Source organism: Meridianimaribacter sp. CL38, assembly GCF_004328055.1.
Classification (GTDB): Bacteria; Bacteroidota; Bacteroidia; order Flavobacteriales; family Flavobacteriaceae; genus Gaetbulibacter_B; species Gaetbulibacter_B jejuensis.
In genome coordinates, this window is record NZ_QKWS01000003.1 from 347,426 (window position 1) to 366,935 (window position 19,510).

General features: G+C 32.7%; 17 protein-coding genes. 14 read left to right on the forward strand and 3 right to left on the reverse strand.

Annotated elements, in window-relative coordinates; translation table 11 throughout:
- Nucleotides 1–149: 149 nt before the first annotated feature.
- Complete coding sequence (locus DMZ43_RS09455) at nucleotides 150–965, forward strand: 2,3,4,5-tetrahydropyridine-2,6-dicarboxylate N-succinyltransferase (protein WP_129760426.1); 816 nt, start codon at nucleotides 150–152, stop codon at nucleotides 963–965.
- A gap of 50 nt (nucleotides 966–1,015) precedes the next feature.
- Complete coding sequence (locus DMZ43_RS09460; protein WP_131507735.1) at nucleotides 1,016–2,083, forward strand: glycosyltransferase family 9 protein; 1,068 nt, start codon at nucleotides 1,016–1,018, stop codon at nucleotides 2,081–2,083.
- Here the strand turns inward: DMZ43_RS09460 and DMZ43_RS09465 are convergent.
- The gene (locus tag DMZ43_RS09465) at nucleotides 2,080–2,901 is read right to left on the reverse strand and encodes a glycosyltransferase family 2 protein (RefSeq protein ID WP_131507737.1); all 822 of its coding nucleotides are present in this window, start codon (nucleotides 2,899–2,901) and stop codon (nucleotides 2,080–2,082) included. The genes DMZ43_RS09460 and DMZ43_RS09465 overlap by 4 nt on opposite strands.
- A 145-nt stretch (nucleotides 2,902–3,046) precedes the next feature.
- Between DMZ43_RS09465 and DMZ43_RS09470 the strand changes: the two genes are divergently transcribed.
- Nucleotides 3,047–3,808 (forward strand): glycosyltransferase family 2 protein, encoded by a 762-nt coding sequence (locus DMZ43_RS09470; RefSeq protein WP_131507739.1) that lies wholly within the window; start codon nucleotides 3,047–3,049, stop codon nucleotides 3,806–3,808.
- Here DMZ43_RS09470 and DMZ43_RS09475 read toward each other — a convergent pair.
- Nucleotides 3,805–4,578, reverse strand: a complete 774-nt coding sequence (locus DMZ43_RS09475) for a lipopolysaccharide kinase InaA family protein (protein WP_131507741.1) — start codon at nucleotides 4,576–4,578, stop codon at nucleotides 3,805–3,807. The two genes, DMZ43_RS09470 and DMZ43_RS09475, sit on opposite strands and share 4 nt — an antisense overlap.
- 103 nt (nucleotides 4,579–4,681) lie before the next feature.
- Here DMZ43_RS09475 and DMZ43_RS09480 point away from each other — a divergent pair, with 103 nt between their 5' ends.
- The 7 genes from DMZ43_RS09480 to DMZ43_RS09510 all read left to right on the forward strand — a co-directional run bounded on the left by DMZ43_RS09480 (nucleotide 4,682) and on the right by DMZ43_RS09510 (nucleotide 11,099).
- Nucleotides 4,682–5,599: a polysaccharide pyruvyl transferase family protein gene (locus DMZ43_RS09480; RefSeq protein WP_131507743.1), complete on the forward strand. Its 918-nt coding sequence runs from the start codon at nucleotides 4,682–4,684 to the stop codon at nucleotides 5,597–5,599.
- Nucleotides 5,600–5,604: 5 nt separating this feature from the next.
- Nucleotides 5,605–6,462 carry a glycosyltransferase gene (locus DMZ43_RS09485; protein WP_131507745.1) on the forward strand — a complete coding sequence of 286 codons (858 nt, stop codon included), beginning with the start codon at nucleotides 5,605–5,607 and terminating at the stop codon, nucleotides 6,460–6,462.
- Between the two features lies 1 nt (nucleotide 6,463).
- On the forward strand, nucleotides 6,464–7,024 hold the full coding sequence (locus DMZ43_RS09490) for an L-threonylcarbamoyladenylate synthase (RefSeq protein ID WP_131507746.1): 561 nt from the start codon (nucleotides 6,464–6,466) through the stop codon (nucleotides 7,022–7,024).
- Between the two features lie 43 nt (nucleotides 7,025–7,067).
- On the forward strand, nucleotides 7,068–8,486 hold the full coding sequence (locus DMZ43_RS09495) for a CCA tRNA nucleotidyltransferase (protein WP_131507748.1): 1,419 nt from the start codon (nucleotides 7,068–7,070) through the stop codon (nucleotides 8,484–8,486).
- Entirely contained in the window at nucleotides 8,483–9,508 is a 1,026-nt protein-coding gene (locus DMZ43_RS09500; protein ID WP_131507750.1) for a heme A synthase, read from the forward strand. The genes DMZ43_RS09495 and DMZ43_RS09500 overlap by 4 nt, the downstream gene beginning before the upstream one ends.
- Nucleotides 9,509–9,539: 31 nt before the next feature.
- A complete protein-coding gene (locus tag DMZ43_RS09505) occupies nucleotides 9,540–10,055 on the forward strand; it encodes a hypothetical protein (protein WP_131507752.1) in 516 nt (171 codons plus the stop codon).
- A 78-nt stretch (nucleotides 10,056–10,133) separates the two neighbouring features.
- On the forward strand, nucleotides 10,134–11,099 hold the full coding sequence (locus DMZ43_RS09510) for a hypothetical protein (protein ID WP_131507754.1): 966 nt from the start codon (nucleotides 10,134–10,136) through the stop codon (nucleotides 11,097–11,099).
- A gap of 55 nt (nucleotides 11,100–11,154) precedes the next feature.
- Here the strand turns inward: DMZ43_RS09510 and DMZ43_RS09515 are convergent, their stop codons facing one another.
- A complete protein-coding gene (locus tag DMZ43_RS09515; protein ID WP_370450272.1) occupies nucleotides 11,155–12,231 on the reverse strand; it encodes a hypothetical protein in 1,077 nt (358 codons plus the stop codon).
- Between the two features lie 84 nt (nucleotides 12,232–12,315).
- On the opposite strand from DMZ43_RS09515, the gene DMZ43_RS09520 reads away from it, so the two are divergent.
- From DMZ43_RS09520 to DMZ43_RS09535, 4 genes are all read left to right on the forward strand, one after another.
- On the forward strand, nucleotides 12,316–13,212 hold the full coding sequence (locus tag DMZ43_RS09520) for an ABC transporter ATP-binding protein (RefSeq protein WP_131507756.1): 897 nt from the start codon (nucleotides 12,316–12,318) through the stop codon (nucleotides 13,210–13,212).
- Between the two features lie 29 nt (nucleotides 13,213–13,241).
- Nucleotides 13,242–14,069, forward strand: coding sequence for an ABC transporter permease (locus tag DMZ43_RS09525; RefSeq protein WP_129760413.1), 828 nt, complete (start codon nucleotides 13,242–13,244; stop codon nucleotides 14,067–14,069).
- Nucleotides 14,070–14,192: 123 nt separating this feature from the next.
- Complete coding sequence (locus DMZ43_RS09530) at nucleotides 14,193–17,594, forward strand: T9SS type B sorting domain-containing protein (RefSeq protein ID WP_131507758.1); 3,402 nt, start codon at nucleotides 14,193–14,195, stop codon at nucleotides 17,592–17,594.
- 36 nt (nucleotides 17,595–17,630) lie between these two features.
- Nucleotides 17,631–19,415, forward strand: a complete 1,785-nt coding sequence (locus tag DMZ43_RS09535) for a gliding motility-associated C-terminal domain-containing protein (protein ID WP_131507760.1) — start codon at nucleotides 17,631–17,633, stop codon at nucleotides 19,413–19,415.
- Nucleotides 19,416–19,510: the final 95 nt, after the last annotated feature.

The window sequence follows — 19,510 nt, forward strand, 5'->3', positions numbered from 1 at the left end:
GATGATTTAATTTCCCTCTAACTAAACAAAACCACTCATTAATCATTTTTAAGACACACACAAAACGGATAGGTCACATATTATTTTATTTTTTTCTCTTAAAATTATAGAACTATCTTTGTAGCTAGTTTAAAACTTAAATTATACCAATGACAGAATTACAAACCATTATTGAAAATGCTTGGGAAGACAGAGCACTTTTAAAAGACCAAAACACAATTGACAGCATTAGAAAAGTAGTTAACTTACTAGACGCTGGAGAATTAAGAGTTGCCGAACCTACCGCTAACGGTTGGCAAGTTAACGAATGGGTTAAAAAGGCTGTAGTATTGTATTTCCCTATTCAACAAATGGAAACGCTAGAAGTTGGTATTTTTGAGTATCATGATAAAATTCCTTTAAAACGCAACTACGCTGAAAAAGGTATAAGAGTAGTACCACATGCTGTAGCAAGACATGGTGCTTATATTTCATCAGGCACTATATTAATGCCTAGTTATGTAAACATTGGTGCTTATGTTGATGAAGGCACTATGGTTGACACCTGGGCAACAGTGGGTAGTTGCGCTCAAATAGGAAAAAACGTTCACCTTTCGGGTGGTGTTGGTATTGGTGGAGTTTTAGAACCTTTACAAGCTGCTCCTGTAATTATTGAAGATGGTGCATTTATTGGTAGTCGTTGTATAGTTGTTGAAGGTGTTCGTGTTGAAAAAGAAGCTGTACTTGGTGCTAATGTTGTTCTTACAATGAGTACAAAAATTATTGACGTTACAGGAGATGAACCTGTTGAAATGAAAGGTATTGTGCCAGCACGTTCAGTTGTTATTCCTGGAAGTTATACCAAAAAATTTGCTGCTGGCGAATACCAAGTGCCATGTGCATTGATAATTGGTAAGCGTAAAGAAAGTACTGACAAGAAAACTTCTCTTAATGATGCTTTAAGAGAATACGACGTTGCTGTGTAAATTTAAACTGAGTTAGTGTTTCTGCTAATGATTTTTAGAAAACTTAAAGTTTGAAAGTTTTAATCATTCAACAAAAAATGATAGGTGATGTTTTGGCAACAAGCATTTTGTTTGAGGCTATAAAGCAAAAATATCCTAATGCTGAAGTGCATTATGTTATTAACTCCCATACCTATCCTGTTGTTGAAAACCATCCTTTTATTGATAAGTTTCATTTTTTCACACCCGAACTTGAAAAAAGCAAGCTAAAACTATATCAATTTGCGAAACAGCTAAAAAAGGAACATTATGATGCTGTAATAGATGTTTACTCTAAAATATCTAGTAATATCATAAGTTATTTTACGAAAGCTAAAATCAGAATTTCATTAGACAAAGGTCCTAACGCATTAATTTACAATCATCTTTTTAAAAATAAATTGAAAGCCGATACTAATGCAGGATTAGCTATAGAAAACAGACTGCAATTATTAGCGCCTTTAGGAATTGACCCTTTACATATTGTTAGACCAAAAATTCACCTTACTGATTCTGAAAAGCAAAACGCTAAAGCCTTTTTACTTGGCCATGATATTAGTTTAGAGAAACCTTTATACATGATAGGTGTTTTGGGAAGTGGTAGCTCCAAAACATATCCTCTTGAGTATATGGCAAAAACGTTAGATACTATTGTTAATGAGCAACCTGAAGCTCAACTATTATTTAATTATATCCCTAAGCAAGAAGCTGAAGCCAAAGCTATTTATGAGTTGTGCAATGCACAAACCCAAACGCAAATCTATTTTGAAGTGTTTGGAAAAAGCTTGAGAGATTTTTTAGCAATAACATCTCATTGCGATGCTTTAATAGGTAACGAAGGTGGTGCAATTAACATGGCCAAAGCGTTACAAATTCCAACGTTTACTATATTTTCTCCATGGATAAAAAAAGAAGCTTGGAATATGTTTGACGATGGTAAAACCCATGTTTCGGTTCACTTAAAAGATTATAATCAAGAGCCTTATTTAAACATAAAACATCCTAAGGAATTAAAATCTAAAGCTGCAGAATTATACTCTCAATTTAAACCAACGTATTTTGATGAGGAATTAAAAACGTTTTTAAAACGTTTAAACTAACCTTTCTTAATTCCGTACTCTGTCCACTTTAAGTTTTCCTTTTTCACTTTAGCTCTAATAGCTAAATTACGGTCTAGCGACTCTTGTGTTTTATAACCTCTAGCATGATCTAAATGTAAACAAATAGCTTTGTAGCGTATTTGTTTTGTTTTAATTCCATTATTAACTAGGCGTTCTCCCAATTCTCTATCAGGCCCACCATACTGCATACGTTCGTCATAACCGTTAATGGCAATTAAATCGGTTTTCCAAGCAGAAGAATTACAGTTATTAAATGTTGCTCCTGTTGGTGTTATCTTATCCATAAAATCAGCATATCCATTTTTAGCAGAAAGCTTCAACTTGTTTTTCCAGTTAAGTTCTCCTTGAGATTTTAACCATTTTACTTCAAAACAACGTTTTGATTTAATATCATCTTCAGCTATGGTTTCGCTAATATCCATTGGTAATTTGCAATAACCACCAGATAAGAAATACCCTTCTTCAGCAAATTTAGCATGCGTTTCTACAAAGTCTTCTCTTGGAATACAATCACCATCAGTAAATAGGATATACTCGTTTTTTGCCATTACAATGGCTTCATTTAATATTTTTTGGCGTCTATATCCTTTATCTTCATGCCATGCATGAGTGATTTCTACAGGATAATCTGCTTTAAACCTATCAATAAGCTCTTTGGTTTCATTAGTAGAGCCATCATCAGCAATTATAATATCAAAATCCTTATAGGTTTGCACACTATAACCATAAAGTACTTTCTCTAACCAATCGGTTTTATTGTACGTAGCGATTATAACTGTTATTTTAGGAAATGCCATTTAATTGGGTTTTTCTTGTGTAATTAATTGGTGCAAATATAAGCAAATAGTATACATTATATTTTGAAAAAGGGGTTTTAAAACTATTGATATGGCTATTGAATAATTACAAAATACGTACTTTTACAACATCAATATTTTTTAAATGATAAAACTATCTGGTGTAATAATTACGTTTAACGAAGAACGCAAAATTGAAGAATGTCTTCAATCGTTAAGCAATGTAGTTGATGAAATAGTAGTTGTAGATTCGTTTTCGACTGATAACACTAAAGCTATTTGCGAAAAATTTAACGTAAGATTTATTGAACAGAAGTTTTTAGGCTATATCGAACAAAAAAACTTTGCTATTGCGCAAGCAAAACATGACTACATTGTTTCTCTTGATGGTGACGAAGCCCTATCTGATAAGTTGCAACAATCTATTTTAGATGTAAAATCGAATTGGAAATATGATGGATATTACAGCAACCGTTTAAATTGTTTTTGTGGTCAATGGATAAAGTACACAACATGGTATCCTGATAAAAAATTGCGTGTTTTTGACCGAAGAAAAGCAAAATGGTCTGGTATTAATCCGCATGATAGAATTGCTCTAACCGATAAAAACAATAAGGCAGGTTTTTTAAAAGGAGACATACTGCATTGGAATTATGACACCTACTCTGAGTACAATAAAAAAGTAGAATTATTTACCTCAATTTCGGCTGAAGCCTATTATAAATTAGGAAAAAAAGCACCTTTATATAAAATACTTTTTAATCCAACTTGGGCATTTTTTCAATCTTACTTTTTAAAACTTGGATTCTTAGATGGATTTAATGGTTTTTTCATTTCAGTACAAACCGCCAATACGCGTTTTTTAAAGTATTCAAAACTACGTAGCCTATACAAGCAAAATCGTTAGCGTTTTTTCTTCCTCCAAAAAAAGTATTTCTTTTTAAAAGCTTCTTTCTTTTTAAACCCTGAAGAAAATTTTTGAGAATAAAAGTACATGCGTTCTCTAACTTCATCACTAGGCTTATTCATTAATTTAGCATACTCATCACTTATTATATCTAACATATAATCTTTTGGAGACAAGCGTGCAAAATTAGCTAAACGTTCTTGATAGTTTAATGCTTTAAAATCCATTCGGTTAAGGTCTACTAAATAAAACTCATAACCAGAATTGGTCTTTTTTATAAGTGTATTTCCTGGAGAATGATCTAAAAAATGAATTCCCTTTTCGTGCAAGTCATAGGTAAATTGAGTAAATTGTCTTAATATGTTTTCGTAATCCTCATATTTAGGCTCATCAATAAGTTTTCTTATAGTGAAATCATATTTTAACTGCTCACTAATGTAATAGCTTCTTCCAAATGTAAAAATAGATTTATACTCTACAAATGCTACTGGAGTTGGTGTTAAAACACCCATTTTAAGCAAACGCTTCGCGTATAAAAAAGAACGTTCAGCTTTACTTTTTCTAAAAAAACGATAGACAATTTGGTTAACTACATTAGGGTTTTTAAAGGACTTAATATTGTACTCTGCATTATCAATTGTTATCTTTTTAATTTTATTTCTAGAACCGTAACCTATTAATTTCCCTTCGTGGTCAAAATTATCAATTGCCTTAAGAACTTTTTCCTTATTCAATTTTGAGTTATCTGCCAATACTATTGTAATTCCCATAAACCTGCTCAATAATTTCGTATTTTTATATAAGAGTATAAAAGTAACATATAATCATAAAGTGTTTAATACTTTTATATAATTTATTTACTTTGCCAATTGTATGAGCTACCTTAATTTTTTCAAGAAAAAACTATCACACTTTGAGAGAGCGCGCAATAAAAAAGAAGTTATTGAGCGAATAGTTTCCAATCCGTATCAACACAATAACGATGTTGTTAACCTACATAGATTAGACCCAAACAATGTTGGCGACTTTTACTGTGCACCTCATCATTACTTTGATGAACTAAAAGGAAAAGCTCTCGATTTGTTTGATTACAAAAATAACGACGATAGCGTTAGAGACAATTGGCACAAGACTATTTGTGATAATGCTCTTATTATTGGAGGAGGTGGATTGCTAAACCGACCAGGTTTTAACATGCACATGAATATGCTTGAAAAACTATCTCAAACTGATAAAAAAATTGTGTTTTGGGGAGTTGGTCATAATAGCAAAAGCTCAAAACTTTACGGAAAACAAATTAAATACAATATTACACCTAGCAATTATGGTTTAGTAGGTGTTAGAGATTATGGCAGGACTGAGGAATGGGTACCTTGTGTAAGTTGTATGCATCCTATTTTTGATACTTCGTTTGATGAAACTAGAGAAATTGGCATTGTTTTTCATCAAAAAACACTCAGAAACAAAAAGGTTATTTCAAAATTTTCAGACTTTGAAAGTATAGCAAACAACTCCACTTTTGAAGCAATGGTTGAGTTTATAGCTTCATCAAACATAGTTTTGACCGATAGCTACCATGCTATGTATTGGGCAATGTTGTTCAATAAAAAAGTTATGGTGTTTCCTAATTCAACCAAGTTTTACGATTTTAAATACCAACCTGTTATTTCAACCTTTTCAAACTATAAAGACGATTTAAACAAACTTCAATCCTATGATGAAGTTCTAGAAGAATGTCGAACAGTTAATAATGCATTTGCTGAAAAAGCATTTAATTACTTAAACTTATAATTCCAATGTTTGAGCATTTCTTAATCACAAGATTTAACCTTACTAATCCTGATTGGACCACAACAAAAAACAATGAGTTATTGCTCAATGACTCTTGGATGGAACAACGCATATGGTTGTTTAAAAGTTTTTGTCTACCATCAGTTGTTAATCAAACCAACAAAAACTTTACTTGGTTAATTTTTGCTGATACAGCAACAAAATCTGATTATAAAACTATACTGAATGATTTGGTTAAAGACCATGACTTTATTCGATTGGAATATATTGATGGTATGGCAAAATTTCAAAGTTCAATAAACGCTATAGTTTCTAAAATGTCGCAAGGCAAAAATCATATCATTTCAACCAGAATTGACAATGACGATGCTATACACAAAGATTTTATTAGTGAAATTCAAAGCCAATTTAATTCACAAAAATATCTTGTTATTGATGTTATTAAAGGGTACTCCTTACAAATAAAACCTCAAATAATGCTCGGAAAAAAGGAGCATATTTTCAATCCTTTTTTAAGCTTAATTGAAGAAAACAACAACCCTAAAACCATTTGGCATAATAGTCATACCGATTGGAAAAATGAAACACGCATTAAGTACTATACAAAAAAGCGCTTGTGGATAGCTATCATACACGACAAAAACAAAATAAACAACTTTAATGGTTATGGGAATATAAGCTGGAAAAACCTATCAAAGGAGTTTATTCTTTCTGATGAAATGAGCAACACTATATTAAATAATGCCATTGATAAAAGCCAATGGAGAAAATTGAGCTTAAAAAACCGCATTATCGTAAAGTACAAAGTGTTAAGCAAAATTTTCAAAAAGAGTATTGGCGTTTATAAACTAAAATCTAAGTAACATGACTGATGAAATTAACTCAGCACTAAAAGTTTTAAAACAAGGAGGTATTATCCTTTATCCTACAGATACGGTTTGGGGAATTGGTTGCGATGCTACCAATTACGAGGCAGTTGAAAAAGTTTTTAAACTTAAACAACGTACCGAAAGTAAGGCTATGATTTGTTTGGTTAACGATTTTAAGATGCTCAATCAATATATCGAAGATGTACCAGAAGTAGCTTATGATATTTTAAAATACGCTGCAAAACCTACTACAATTATTTATGACAGACCATTACGTGTTGCTGAAAATTTAATTCCAAAAGACAACACACTAGCCATAAGAGTTGTTCGTAAAGGGTTTGCCAATGCATTGGTTAAAAAACTTAGAAGACCTATTGTTTCAACATCTGCTAATATTAGTGGACAACCTACACCAAAATCGTTTAAAGAAATAAGCGAAGACATTTTAAAAGGTGTGGACTATGTTGTAAATTTGCAAAATGTAAAATCAGCATCAAAACCATCTGCAATTATTAAATTAAGTAACGATGGTGCTGTAGAAGTTATAAGAAAATAATTTTCTACAAATAACAGCATTTGGTGTTTGAGATTATATGAGTATGAATTACAAGCAAGCACTTCAACACCCAATATTCGAGATTGTTTCCCAATCGGCTAAAGAACTTAATTTAGATAGCTACGTTATTGGTGGTTATGTACGAGATTTTCTACTTAAAAGAGATTCAAAAAAAGATATTGACATTGTAGCTATTGGAAGCGGAATAGAACTTGCTAAACAAGTTGCTAAAAACCTTCCTAACAACCCAAAAGTACAGGTTTTTAAAACCTATGGTACTGCCATGTTGCGTTATGACGATATTGAAGTTGAATTTGTAGGAGCTCGTAAAGAAAGTTATAACGAAGACAGTAGAAATCCTGTTGTTGAAAATGGTACCTTGCAAGACGACCAAAATCGTCGTGATTTTACCATTAATGCTTTAGCGCTTAATTTAAATAAAGAACATTTTGGTGAATTACTAGATCCTTTTAATGGTGTAACCGATTTAGAGAAGAAGTGTATAAAAACACCTTTAGATCCTGATATTACTTATAGTGACGACCCTTTAAGAATGATGCGTGCCATACGTTTTGCAACTCAATTAGATTTTGAAATTGAAAAAAAATCTTTGCAAGCCATTTCTAAAAACAGTCATAGAATACAAATTATAACCAACGAGCGCATTACTGTTGAGCTGAACAAAATTTTGGAAAGCAAAACACCTTCTATCGGTTTTTTACTTTTAGAAAAAACAGGATTGTTAGAGCGTATTCTACCTGAACTAACCGCTTTAAAAGGCATTGACGAAGTTGAAGGACAACGTCATAAAGATAATTTTTACCACACTCTAGAGGTTGTTGATAATATTAGCAAATATACCGACAACCTATGGTTACGTTGGGCTGCATTATTACACGACATAGGAAAAGCACCTACCAAACGCTTTAGTAAAAAAGTGGGTTGGACTTTTCATGGTCACGAGTTTGAAGGTTCAAAAATGGTGTATCATTTATTTAAAAGACTTAAAATGCCATTAAATGACAAAATGAAATTTGTTCAAAAAATGGTATTAATGAGCTCTAGACCTATTGTGTTGGCAAATGAAGAAGTTACCGATTCGGCAGTACGTCGTTTGGTATTTGATGCTGGTGATTATGTAGACGATTTAATGACGCTTTGTGAAGCTGATATTACTACCAAAAACCCTAAAAAGTTTAAAAAATATCACAACAATTTTAAAATTGTTCGTCAAAAGATAGTTGAAGTTGAAGAACGCGACCATATAAGAAATTTTCAACCTCCTATTTCAGGAGAAGAAATCATGCAAACTTTCAACTTAAAGCCTTCTAAAGAAATAGGAATGATTAAAGAAACCATTAAAGAAGCTATTCTTGATGGTAAAATTCCTAATGAATATGAAGCAGCTTATCAATTAATGTTAGATAGAGGTGTACAGTTAGGTTTAACAATTCAAAAATGAAAACACATTTCAATACTATAGCAAAAGTAACCTTAGTCCTAACCTATTTAGTTATAATAGCAGGAGCTGTTGTACGTATGACAGGTAGCGGAATGGGTTGTCCTGATTGGCCTAAATGTTTTGGATACTACATTCCTCCTACTGAAAAGGTTCAACTAGAATGGCATGCTAACCACGATTACAAAAAAGGTCAAGTTATTATTGTTGACGAAACCTTACAAGTGGCTAAAAGTAGCTTTACATCTTCCAATGAGTTTATAAAAACCAATTGGGACACCTATACAAAACATGATTATGCAGTATTTAATCCAACACACACATGGGTTGAATACATTAATAGATTATTTGGTGCACTTGCAGGTTTAGCAACTTTAGTCATGGCATTTGCATCTTTAAAGTATTGGAAACGCAACAAAAGCATTACGCTCCTATCGTTTTTTACTGTTTTTGCAATGGGCTTTCAAGCTTGGTTAGGAAAAACCGTAGTCGATTCAAACTTAGCGCCTTTAAAAATTACTATTCACATGGTAATGGCATTAGCAATAGTAGCTGTAATGCTCTACATAATCTTTAAAACCAAACAAAGTAACACATCCTTTACATTCAACATACAATTTAAAAACGCATTAATTGTAGCGTTAGCTTTAACTTGTATTCAGGTAGTTTTAGGAACTCAGGTAAGAGAATTTGTAGACCATCAAATAAAAGCTCTAGGAGAAGGCAATGCCTCTAATTGGTTAAACAATCCTACCACAAGTTTTTATATTCACAGGTCATTTTCTATACTTGTATTATTAGTTAATGGCTACTTATTGTTACTACTTAAAAAACACCAATTGCATTACAAAAAAGTATATTGGGTATTAGGTATTTTATTGGTTGAAATTGCTTCAGGAATTGCCATGGCAAACTTTAGCTTTCCATTTGGTTCCCAAACCTTACACCTTATATTAGCTAGTATATTATTCGGAATTCAATTCTACTTAATATTAGAAGCTACAAACGCTAAAAACAAAGCCTAAACTTTGTAACTTTGCACATTATTGAACATTTATGATTTACAGATTTAGAATAATACTTGACAACGATACAGAAGACGACGTATTTCGTGATTTAGAAATTCGTGAAGATGACACACTAGAAGACCTTCATAACATTATAACCCAATCTTTTGGTTTTGATGGCTCTGAAATGGCTTCTTTTTACCTAAGTAACGATACTTGGGAACAAGGTGAAGAAATCTCTTTGTTTGATATGAGCGATGGTGTAAACCCAGTAAAATTAATGAACACAACATTAATTAACGATGTGGTACACGAAGCGCAAACCAAATTGATTTACGTCTATGACTTTTTGAGTATGTGGACCTTTTTTGTAGAGCTTGCTGAAATAGTTGATGAAGCTGAAGGTTTTGACTACCCTAACCTTATGTTTGTACATGGACAAATCCCTGACCAAGCACCTGACAAAAACTTTGAAGCTGAGGATTTTGATGACTTTAATGAGTTTGATGACGACCTTGATATTGACGACTACGAGAGTCTAGATTTTGATGAAAACTGGAATTAATTTTCCAATTTCCTAAATTTTTTACGCAACCATTCTGTTACTTTTTCATCTAAAGAGTATAACTCTAAATCATTTATTATGAAAAAGCAACCTATTTTTAAATTAGTATTACTAGTATGTATTGGTGTATTGGCACTTAACTGTACCAATGATGATGACAACCAAAACAACATTCCTGCTGATACCTACACATCACTCTCTAGTTTAGTTGAAGCTTTAAAAGAAGAACCTCAATCTCATGACATTACAGACCCATCTGTTGCTACAGTAATTACTGGAGACGATGGTACAATATTCAACATTGGACCAAATGCATTTACTGATGATGATAACAATGTTATTACTACTCCTGTTGTAGCTAAATTAACAGAGTATCTTACATTAGATAAAATGTTTCTTAACAATGCGCAAACCTCAAGCAACGGTCAGTTATTGATTACTGGAGGAAGTTTTAACTTAACCTTTGAAGATGAAAACGGAAACCCTGTAAATGCAAATCCGTTTAACATTCAAGCACAAATGACTATCCAAACAGACACTACTGGTTTAGGATTAACTAATATGGATTACTACGTAGGATCTGTCGTTACACAAGATGGTAGAGAAGTTGTAAACTGGGATTTAAACCAACAAAACGAAAACTGGTTTAATGATGGTTATTTTAATATTCTTGGACTAGAACAAGGTCTATCAAACTGTGATGTACTTTATGATATGGCTGGTGAAACGGCAACTCAGTTTGAAGTTTCAGTGTCTGATGTTACTGATTACTCTCAAACTACAGTATGGATGTTTATTGAAGACTTTCCTTCAGTTGTTATGATTACAAGTTTAAATGATGCTGAAACAGCTTTAGAAACTTATGCTGGCTCAATTCCTCTTGGTTTAAATGCAACTTTACTTGCAATTACTATTGATGAAAACAGCTATTTAAAGTTCGGTAGTTTACCTATTACCGTTGAAGGTGATGACACTTTTAACGTTACTGTTGACTATGGTACAACTGAAGAACTTACACAATTGGTAAGCTCTATTGTAAACTAATATAAGTATTGAAAAACATAAATTTAAAAGCATCCTCTTTGGGATGCTTTTTTTGTTAGAAAAAGTTTTTCATGTTCATTCCTTGATAGTTTCGTTTTACAAAGGCTAGAGCATTTTTCATAATGTCTCCCATTGTTTTACTCTTCTTAAATTCAATATCTAGTGTATAATCATAAATTTGCTCTCGAAGCAGTTTTATATGCTCAGGAATTGATATTGTGTCGTCTTGCATACAATCTAGCAACTCCACTATTCTATCATGATAACTAATCATTCGACGTGCAACAATTGAGCGTTCTTCAATTTTATACTGCTCAATAGATTCTTTTTGAATTTTCTCGCGCACCAACTCTACCATTTTAAAATTCTCTTTAAAAAATTGAGGCCTGTACACATTAAACTTACCTTCATAACTCTGTTGGTCAAAATCGATAGCTCTAATTTTAAAAACCACATGATCAAAATCGTGTGTTGGTACAATTACATAGTTGTATGATCTCATATCACCAAGTAATCTAATCATACAACGTTCGTTAAACTTTACAAACTCTTTAGCTATTTGCGATTTTTCAGAAGCAGTACATTCTGGCAACATGTTTTTAATAAACTCATCACCAGGAATACCAGCAATATGCTCTTCTATCAATGTGTTTTTATAAACTAAAAAGTTAAGGTTATAAGGAGAAAGCATATGCTCAAACTCTAGTCCATACACCCGAGAAGCATCGGCTTTTTTCACATAAAAATAGGTGTAGTTATCGTTGAGTATATTTCTAATTTTTACTCTAAAAGGCTTTGAGTTCCCGAAGGTGCAAAAATCAATAGCATCAACACTTAGGTACTTAAAAATACTTTCATTACCATCAGAAATTAAAATAGAATACACTCGCTTTAAGCTCAAATCTATTTCTTCGCGTTCAAACTCGTTATAGTACACACGAATCCAAAGTGTGTCTTCGTCATTCTTATCATAAACCACTACCGAACCTTGAAAACGCAATAGGTCTTCATAAAAAATAGGTAAGCGAATATTCCTGTTATAGTCTTGTAAATAGTTATGTAACTTACTATTTATTGGGTAAGATGGTTTCTTTTTCGATATCTTTAAGTCGTCCATAGCATTTAAAATCATTACTAATTTAATGTTTTATAAAATACTATGTAACAATAAGCGGTAATACTCGTCATATTTTTAACTAATCAATCATATTATATTTTGGAACAAATATTAACAATCAACAATCTCACCAAGAAATTTGGCTATTTAACTGCTGTAAAAGACCTTTCTTTTACCATAAATAAAGGTAATGTTTACGGAATTTTAGGACCTAACGGAAGTGGAAAATCAACCACTCTAGGTATTGTACTTAACGTAGTTAATAGAACTTCAGGACAATTTAGCTGGTTTGATGGTAAAACATCTACACACGAAGCACTTAAAAAAGTAGGCGCTATTATTGAGCGTCCTAATTTTTACCCTTATATGACTGCACAACAAAACCTAAAACTGGTGTGTAAAATTAAAGGTGTTGACTATGCAAAAATTGACGAAAAGCTTGAAATTGTTGGTTTACTAGACAGAAAAGACCATAAATTTAGAACCTACTCTTTGGGTATGAAGCAACGTTTGGCAATCGCATCAGCATTGTTAAACGATCCTGAAATATTAATACTAGATGAACCTACTAACGGTCTTGACCCTCAAGGAATTCATCAAATTAGAGAGATTATAAAAAAAATTGCTGCTAATGGTACTACAATTCTTTTAGCATCTCACCTTTTAGATGAAGTTGAAAAAGTGTGCTCTCATGTAGTAGTACTTAGAAAAGGTGAAAAACTATACTCTGGTCGTGTTGACGAAATGATTAACAGTCATGGCTTTTTTGAGTTGAAGACAGATAAAGAAGATGAATTGGTTAAACTACTTGAAAGCGATACTTCTTTTGGTAAACTAAAGATTGATAACGGATTAATTACTGCGTTTTTAAACCAACCAATGGATGCCTCGTCCTTTAACAAACTCATGTTTGAAAAAGGAATTGTGTTATCACACTTGGTAAAACGTAAAGAAAGTTTGGAAGAACAGTTCTTACAATTAACAGACAACAACTAATCAAAATCAATCAAAAAAACACAGTATCCATGTTACGACTTATAAATTTAGAATTACAGAAACTTTGGCTAAACCGAACAAGCAAAGTATTAATTTTTGTATCGTTCATCCTGCCATTTACAGTACTCGTATTATCTTCAATTAAAATAAACTTTTTCGGATTTTTCACTTTAGAATTAGGTGAACTTGGAATCTTTAATTTCCCTATCATTTGGCACATTACCACATTTTTTGCATCGCAATTCAAGTTTTTCTTTGCAATAGTTGTGGTAAGTATGATAGGTAATGAATACAGCAACAAAACCATAAAACAAAACCTTATTGATGGACTCAGTAAAAAAGAGTTTATCTTATCAAAGTTCTACACTATTGTATTCTTTTCTCTAGTAGCAACATTACTTATTGGTTTAGCGTCGTTTTGTATAGGTATGTACTACTCTAGCTATACTGAAGCATCTATTGTTTTTAGAGAAACTGAATTTTTACTCGCTTATTTTGTAAAGTTAGTAGGATTCTTTAGTCTATGTTTATTCTTTGGTATGCTAGTAAAACGCTCAGCTTTTGCTTTAGGGTTTTTATTTGTACTCTATATTGTTGAATGGTTAATTTTTTGGGGAGCTTATGAAGTTTTAGGAACAGCAGATTCAGCATTTAAAGTAAAAAACTTTTTACCGCTAGAGTCTATGTACAAACTTATTGACCAACCTGTACAGCGTATAGTAATGACAAAGTTTCCTGAAAAAACAGAAATCGCTTATGACTATGCAGTGCATTGGTATGAAATTGTTACTGTAATAGGTTGGACTGCTCTATTTGTCTTTTTATCGTACAGATTATTAAAAAAGCGAGATTTGTAATATCTTTAGTGATTCAGTATTTGTATATACTTCTTGTTAACTTAACTTTAAATTTCTAAAGTTTTAATAGGATTTTCAGTTTTTAACTTGTTGTATATACAAACGCTTTATCACTAATATTTCATGAAAAAGAACATCTTATTACTCTGCTTTAGCATTTACTGTACATTAAATATGTACTCCCAAAACGAAGCTGCAAATTGGTATTTTGGAAAAAATGCAGGTTTAAGATTTAACACAACTACTGGTACTGTTACAGCTATTACCGATGGACAATTAAACACTTTAGAAGGTTGTACATCCATTTCTGATACTGATGGTAATTTACTGTTTTACTCTGATGGTAGAACCATTTGGAATGCCAATCATATACCAATGCCCAACGCAAGTGAAGCATTTGGAACAGGACTTAAAGGTGACGACTCTAGTACGTCTTCTGGATTGATAGTACCAAAACCTCAAGATTTAAATCAGTACTATATTTTTACTGTTGATGAACCTCATCATTTTAATTCATCAGCATTTCCTAACCAACAAGATGGAGATGGTGTAAATGATGGTTTAATGTATTCTTTAGTTGATATGACTTTAGAAGGAGGTTTAGGTGATGTCGATCCTTTAGAAAAAAACGTTCCTCTAATTACCTATGACACTACAAACCAAACCGAATCTGAATTTAAATGTTCTGAAAAAATAACCGCTGTAAAAGCTGATGATTGCTTCTCCTTTTGGGTAATTACTCATTTTGTAGATAAATTTTATGCTTTTAAAGTAGACCAAAATGGTGTTGACACTACTCCAGTAGTATCCACTGTAGGGCCTGTAGTTCCTGCCGAAGGTTATAGAAGAAATGCTTTAGGTTACTTAAAAGCGTCTCCTGATGGTACAAAACTAGCAGTGGCACATCATGGATTTGCTACTGTACTTCAAGGCGAAACAGGTGGTGGTGTTTACTTATTCGATTTTGATAATGACACAGGTGTGGTTTCTAACCCACTAACACTTTTTGGTCAAGAAAATAATGATAGTCCTTATGGTGTTGAGTTTTCGGCTGAAAATAGAAAAGTATATGCAACCATTAGCGATGGTATTGCTGGTAATGGCTCTAGCCATGTATTACAATGGGATCTTGAAAGCACAGATATTCCTGGTTCAATGACAGTTATTCATTCGTCAAATTCTTTTAGTGCTGGCGCATTACAACTTGGGTTAGATAAAAGAATTTATAGAGCTCAAGTCAGTTTTGCTAATATAAATGGAACTGGAAGACATATTGGAGTGATTCAAAACCCTGAAGCTGATGGAAACGCAGCTGGTTATAACGAAACAGGTGTTTTACTAGATATTAATGGCAGCTTTCAGAACTTAAGTCGCATAGGCTTGCCACCTTTTATTCAATCGCTTTTTAATAGTCAAATAGATATTATCCAAAATGGAATAAGCACTACAGAACTTTTACTCTGCGATGGTGATAGTTACACGCTTATTGCCGAAGATATTGCTGGAGCAACCTATAATTGGTCTAAAGATGGTGTACCGCTTACCGAGACCACTTTTGAGCTTTTTGTAGATACACCAGGTTTTTATGAAGTATTTATTGAACCTAACAATGGTGAATGCCCTATTGAAGGTGAAGCTATTGTAAGCTATCATGACATTCCGTTTGCAAGCCAACCAGATGATATGGTGATGTGTGACATTACTGAAACCTCAACTTTTGACTTCACACAACAAGATGCACAAGCATTAGATACACAAGATGCTACTGAATATAATGTACACTATTATGCTTCTCAAGAAGATGCTGATAATAATGAAAATGAAATTATAGGTGTGTACAACAACACTTCTAATCCGCAAGAAATTTTTGTCCGTGTTGATAATGCATCTAATCCTAATTGTTATGCAACCTCTTCGTTTTTTATAGAAGTATTTATTACACCACAAATAGAAACTTTAGAAGATATTACAGTTTGTGATGAAGATTTTGGAGGAAATGTAATGGATGGTATAACAACTTTCGATTTATCAACATTGTACACTGACATTTATGGTAGTCAAGATCCAGCTTTATACACCATAACATTTCATTCCTCGCAATTAGATGCTGACGACAACTCAGACGCTTTAAATACAGACTACACTAACACAACGCCTTACAGTGAAACTATTTTTGTTAGAATTGAAAATAACATCAATCCTGATTGTTACAGTACTGGAAGTTTTACTTTTATGGTAAACGATGCTCCAGAAGCTGTTAATTCAACCATAATCCAATGTGACGAAGATGGTATTCCTGAAGGATTTACAATCTTTAATATTAATCAGATTTTTGATGATATTACTGCTGGAGCAGCAAACCGAACTATAAATTACTATCTTTCAATGAATGATGCTCAAGGCAATACAAATGAAATTGATGGTAATGCGTTTGAAAACTTTTTCAACCCTCAATTGGTATACGCCAAAGTAACCGATGAAATTACTGGTTGCTATAACATTGCTGAAGTTACATTAGAAGTCAGCACAACTTCAGCAAACAACACTACAATAGAGGCATGTGATGACGATGGAACTGAAGATGGTTTTTATGCTTTTTCATTAAACGATGCCAATGATGCTGTCTTAAGTGGTTTACCTGATGACTTGGAACTTAACTATTACGAAACCTATGAAGATGCGTTGCTAGAAACAAATGTACTATCAAATACATTTACTAATACTATAGCTTATTCTCAAACAATTTATGCTAGAGTTGAAAATTCAAATGCTTGCTATGGAATAAGTGAAGTAGAATTGGTGGTTTTTGAACTTCCAAATATTGAAACCGAAGCTGAAACTATATATTGTCTTAATTTTTACCCTGAAACCATAACATTAACAGGTGGTCTTATTGATGATTTACCTAATAATTATTACTACGAGTGGTCAACAGGTGAAACCACCACTACAATTGAAGTTAACGAACCTGGAACTTATACTGTACGTGTTATAAATACTGATGGATGTTATAAAGATAGAACCATTACTGTACTACCATCAAACATTGCTTCTTTTGACAATATAGAAGTTATTGATGCCACACAAAACAACATGGTTACTGTTTTTGTATCTGGTGAAGGCGATTATGAATATGCAATAGATAATCCTGAAGGTCCTTACCAAGACAGCAATGTATTTGATAATGTAGCTGCTGGTTTACATACCATATATGTAAGAGATAAAAACGAATGTGGTATTGTAGATGAGCTTATTTCGGTAATAGGGTTTCCAAAGTTTTTCACACCAAATAATGATGGTTACCACGATTATTGGCAAGTTTATGGTCTTTCAGAAGAATTTCAGCCTCAAAGTGTTATTTATATTTTTGATCGTTATGGTAAATTGTTGAAAGAGCTAGACCCTGTTAGTCCTGGTTGGGACGGAACATATAATGGGTTTCCTTTGCCTTCAAGCGATTATTGGTTTCATGTTACCTTAGAGGATGGAAGAGTGTTTAAAAGCCATTTCACTTTAAAACGTTAAATCCGATTGAGCCAGTTAATGTTCAAAAAAGTCATGATGATAAGGGTAACCCAACTCATATTACTTTTCTTTCTTTTTTATAATCCTACTACTGTTTTGGGTCAAGATGTTGAGCTGTACCAACAGTTCAATGGTAGGTACGATTACACTGCAATAGGAAACACATTAAACTTAGCTGAAAATGGAACAGGAGCTGATTGTATAATTTCAACAGAATCTTCAGCTACTTTATCTTTAAACGCAAATCAAACTATTGTTGCTGCTTACTTGTATTGGGCTGGTTCAGATACTGGTGATTTTAATGTATCTCTAAATAACAATCCTGTTACTGCTGAACGCACTTTTAGTGACGCTTTAGATGCCAACAGACTGTTTTTTGCTGCATTTGCTGATGTAACTACTTTAGTACAAAGTATTGGTTCTGATGAGTATACTTTGTCAGATTTAGACATACAATCTATAATTTCACCATATTGTCCTACAGGAACTAACTTCGCAGGTTGGGCAATTACTATTATTTATGAAGACGATAATCTACCTTTGAACCAATTGAATGTGTATGATGGTTTACAAAGTGTACCTGATATATTAACTATTACTTTAGACAACCTAAATGTATTGGATAATGAAAATGCCAAAATTGGTTTCATTGCTTGGGAAGGTGACCGCTCATTAGCTGTTAATGAAAAACTAACTATTAATGGAAATATTATAGGAAATCCGCCACTCAATCCTATCAATAATGCTTTTAATGGTACGAACAGTTTTACTGGAGCGTCAGACCTATACAATATGGATATTGATGTTTACAATATTCAAAACAACATATCTATTGGTGATACTTCGGCAACTATTCAACTTACGTCTGGTCAGGATTTTGTTATGATAAACAACATCATTACGGTTTTAAACAGTCAGCTACCTGATGCAACAATAAGTCTTGACAATTATATCGTGGAATGTGGCAATAGAAACATTGAAATTGAATACACTGTAAATAATTTCAACAGTACAGACGTACTTCCCAACAACACTCCTATTACATTTTATGCTAACGGAATAGTTGTTGGGCAAACCACAACCTTAAATACTATTGAAATTAACGAATCGGAAACCAACTCCATAGTTTTGACCATTCCTGAAACGGTTGGAGAGGATTTTATTTTAACGCTTTCAGTAGATGATATTGGTGACAACTCAGGTATTGTAATTGAAATCAATGAAAATAATAACATGTTTGAGCAAACCATCAATTTACTTGTTGCTCCTCCTATTGAAACTTTGCCTGAAACCTTGCTCTGCGACGAAGGGTTTAATTCAGCAACATTTAATCTCAATGAAATTTTTCAGCAATCAACAAACATTAATGATAATGTAGCGTTTTACACTAGTCTTTCAGATTTACAAAACCAAGAGAACGAAATTTTTGACCCAACAGCTTACAACAATACTACAAATCCTGAAACTATTTATGCCAGAGTTGAAAGCGACCCTTGTTATGATAGTTACCAATTTAATATACTAGTAGAAAACTGTCCACCATACATTCCTGATGGGTTTTCACCAAATAATGATGGTCCTAACGATTGGTTTAATATACAAGGTCTGTATGATATTTTTGAAAATCACAAACTACTCATCTACAATCGTTATGGCACTTTAATATTTGAAGGAGATAATTCCAAACCTTGGGATGGAAAAGCAAACAGAGGAATTAATAATTTAGGTAAACTATTACCTGTCGGCACATATTACTATGTGCTTCATTTAAACGACCCAAACTACAAATCTATGGCAGGTTGGGTCTATTTGAACTACTAAATGTTAATATTTTGTGTATTTCGTCGTATTTTTTTGCATTTCATCCTTGATTGATTTAGTTTTCACAGCAAAATAAAAGAATCACTATTCAACAT

What these genes read in the sequence shown, in the direction of transcription:
- DMZ43_RS09455 (WP_129760426.1), top strand. Translation starts at nt 150, where the DNA reads ATGACAGAATTACAAACCATTATTGAAAATGCTTGGGAAGACAGAGCA.
- DMZ43_RS09465 (WP_131507737.1), bottom strand. Translation starts at nt 2,901, where the DNA reads ATGGCATTTCCTAAAATAACAGTTATAATCGCTACGTACAATAAAACC.
- DMZ43_RS09470 (WP_131507739.1), top strand. Translation starts at nt 3,047, where the DNA reads ATGATAAAACTATCTGGTGTAATAATTACGTTTAACGAAGAACGCAAA.
- DMZ43_RS09475 (WP_131507741.1), bottom strand. Translation starts at nt 4,578, where the DNA reads ATGGGAATTACAATAGTATTGGCAGATAACTCAAAATTGAATAAGGAA.
- DMZ43_RS09480 (WP_131507743.1), top strand. Translation starts at nt 4,682, where the DNA reads ATGAGCTACCTTAATTTTTTCAAGAAAAAACTATCACACTTTGAGAGA.
- DMZ43_RS09485 (WP_131507745.1), top strand. Translation starts at nt 5,605, where the DNA reads ATGTTTGAGCATTTCTTAATCACAAGATTTAACCTTACTAATCCTGAT.
- DMZ43_RS09490 (WP_131507746.1), top strand. Translation starts at nt 6,464, where the DNA reads ATGACTGATGAAATTAACTCAGCACTAAAAGTTTTAAAACAAGGAGGT.
- DMZ43_RS09495 (WP_131507748.1), top strand. Translation starts at nt 7,068, where the DNA reads ATGAATTACAAGCAAGCACTTCAACACCCAATATTCGAGATTGTTTCC.
- DMZ43_RS09500 (WP_131507750.1), top strand. Translation starts at nt 8,483, where the DNA reads ATGAAAACACATTTCAATACTATAGCAAAAGTAACCTTAGTCCTAACC.
- DMZ43_RS09505 (WP_131507752.1), top strand. Translation starts at nt 9,540, where the DNA reads ATGATTTACAGATTTAGAATAATACTTGACAACGATACAGAAGACGAC.
- DMZ43_RS09510 (WP_131507754.1), top strand. Translation starts at nt 10,134, where the DNA reads ATGAAAAAGCAACCTATTTTTAAATTAGTATTACTAGTATGTATTGGT.
- DMZ43_RS09515 (WP_370450272.1), bottom strand. Translation starts at nt 12,231, where the DNA reads ATGATTTTAAATGCTATGGACGACTTAAAGATATCGAAAAAGAAACCA.
- DMZ43_RS09525 (WP_129760413.1), top strand. Translation starts at nt 13,242, where the DNA reads ATGTTACGACTTATAAATTTAGAATTACAGAAACTTTGGCTAAACCGA.
- DMZ43_RS09530 (WP_131507758.1), top strand. Translation starts at nt 14,193, where the DNA reads ATGAAAAAGAACATCTTATTACTCTGCTTTAGCATTTACTGTACATTA.
- DMZ43_RS09535 (WP_131507760.1), top strand. Translation starts at nt 17,631, where the DNA reads ATGATAAGGGTAACCCAACTCATATTACTTTTCTTTCTTTTTTATAAT.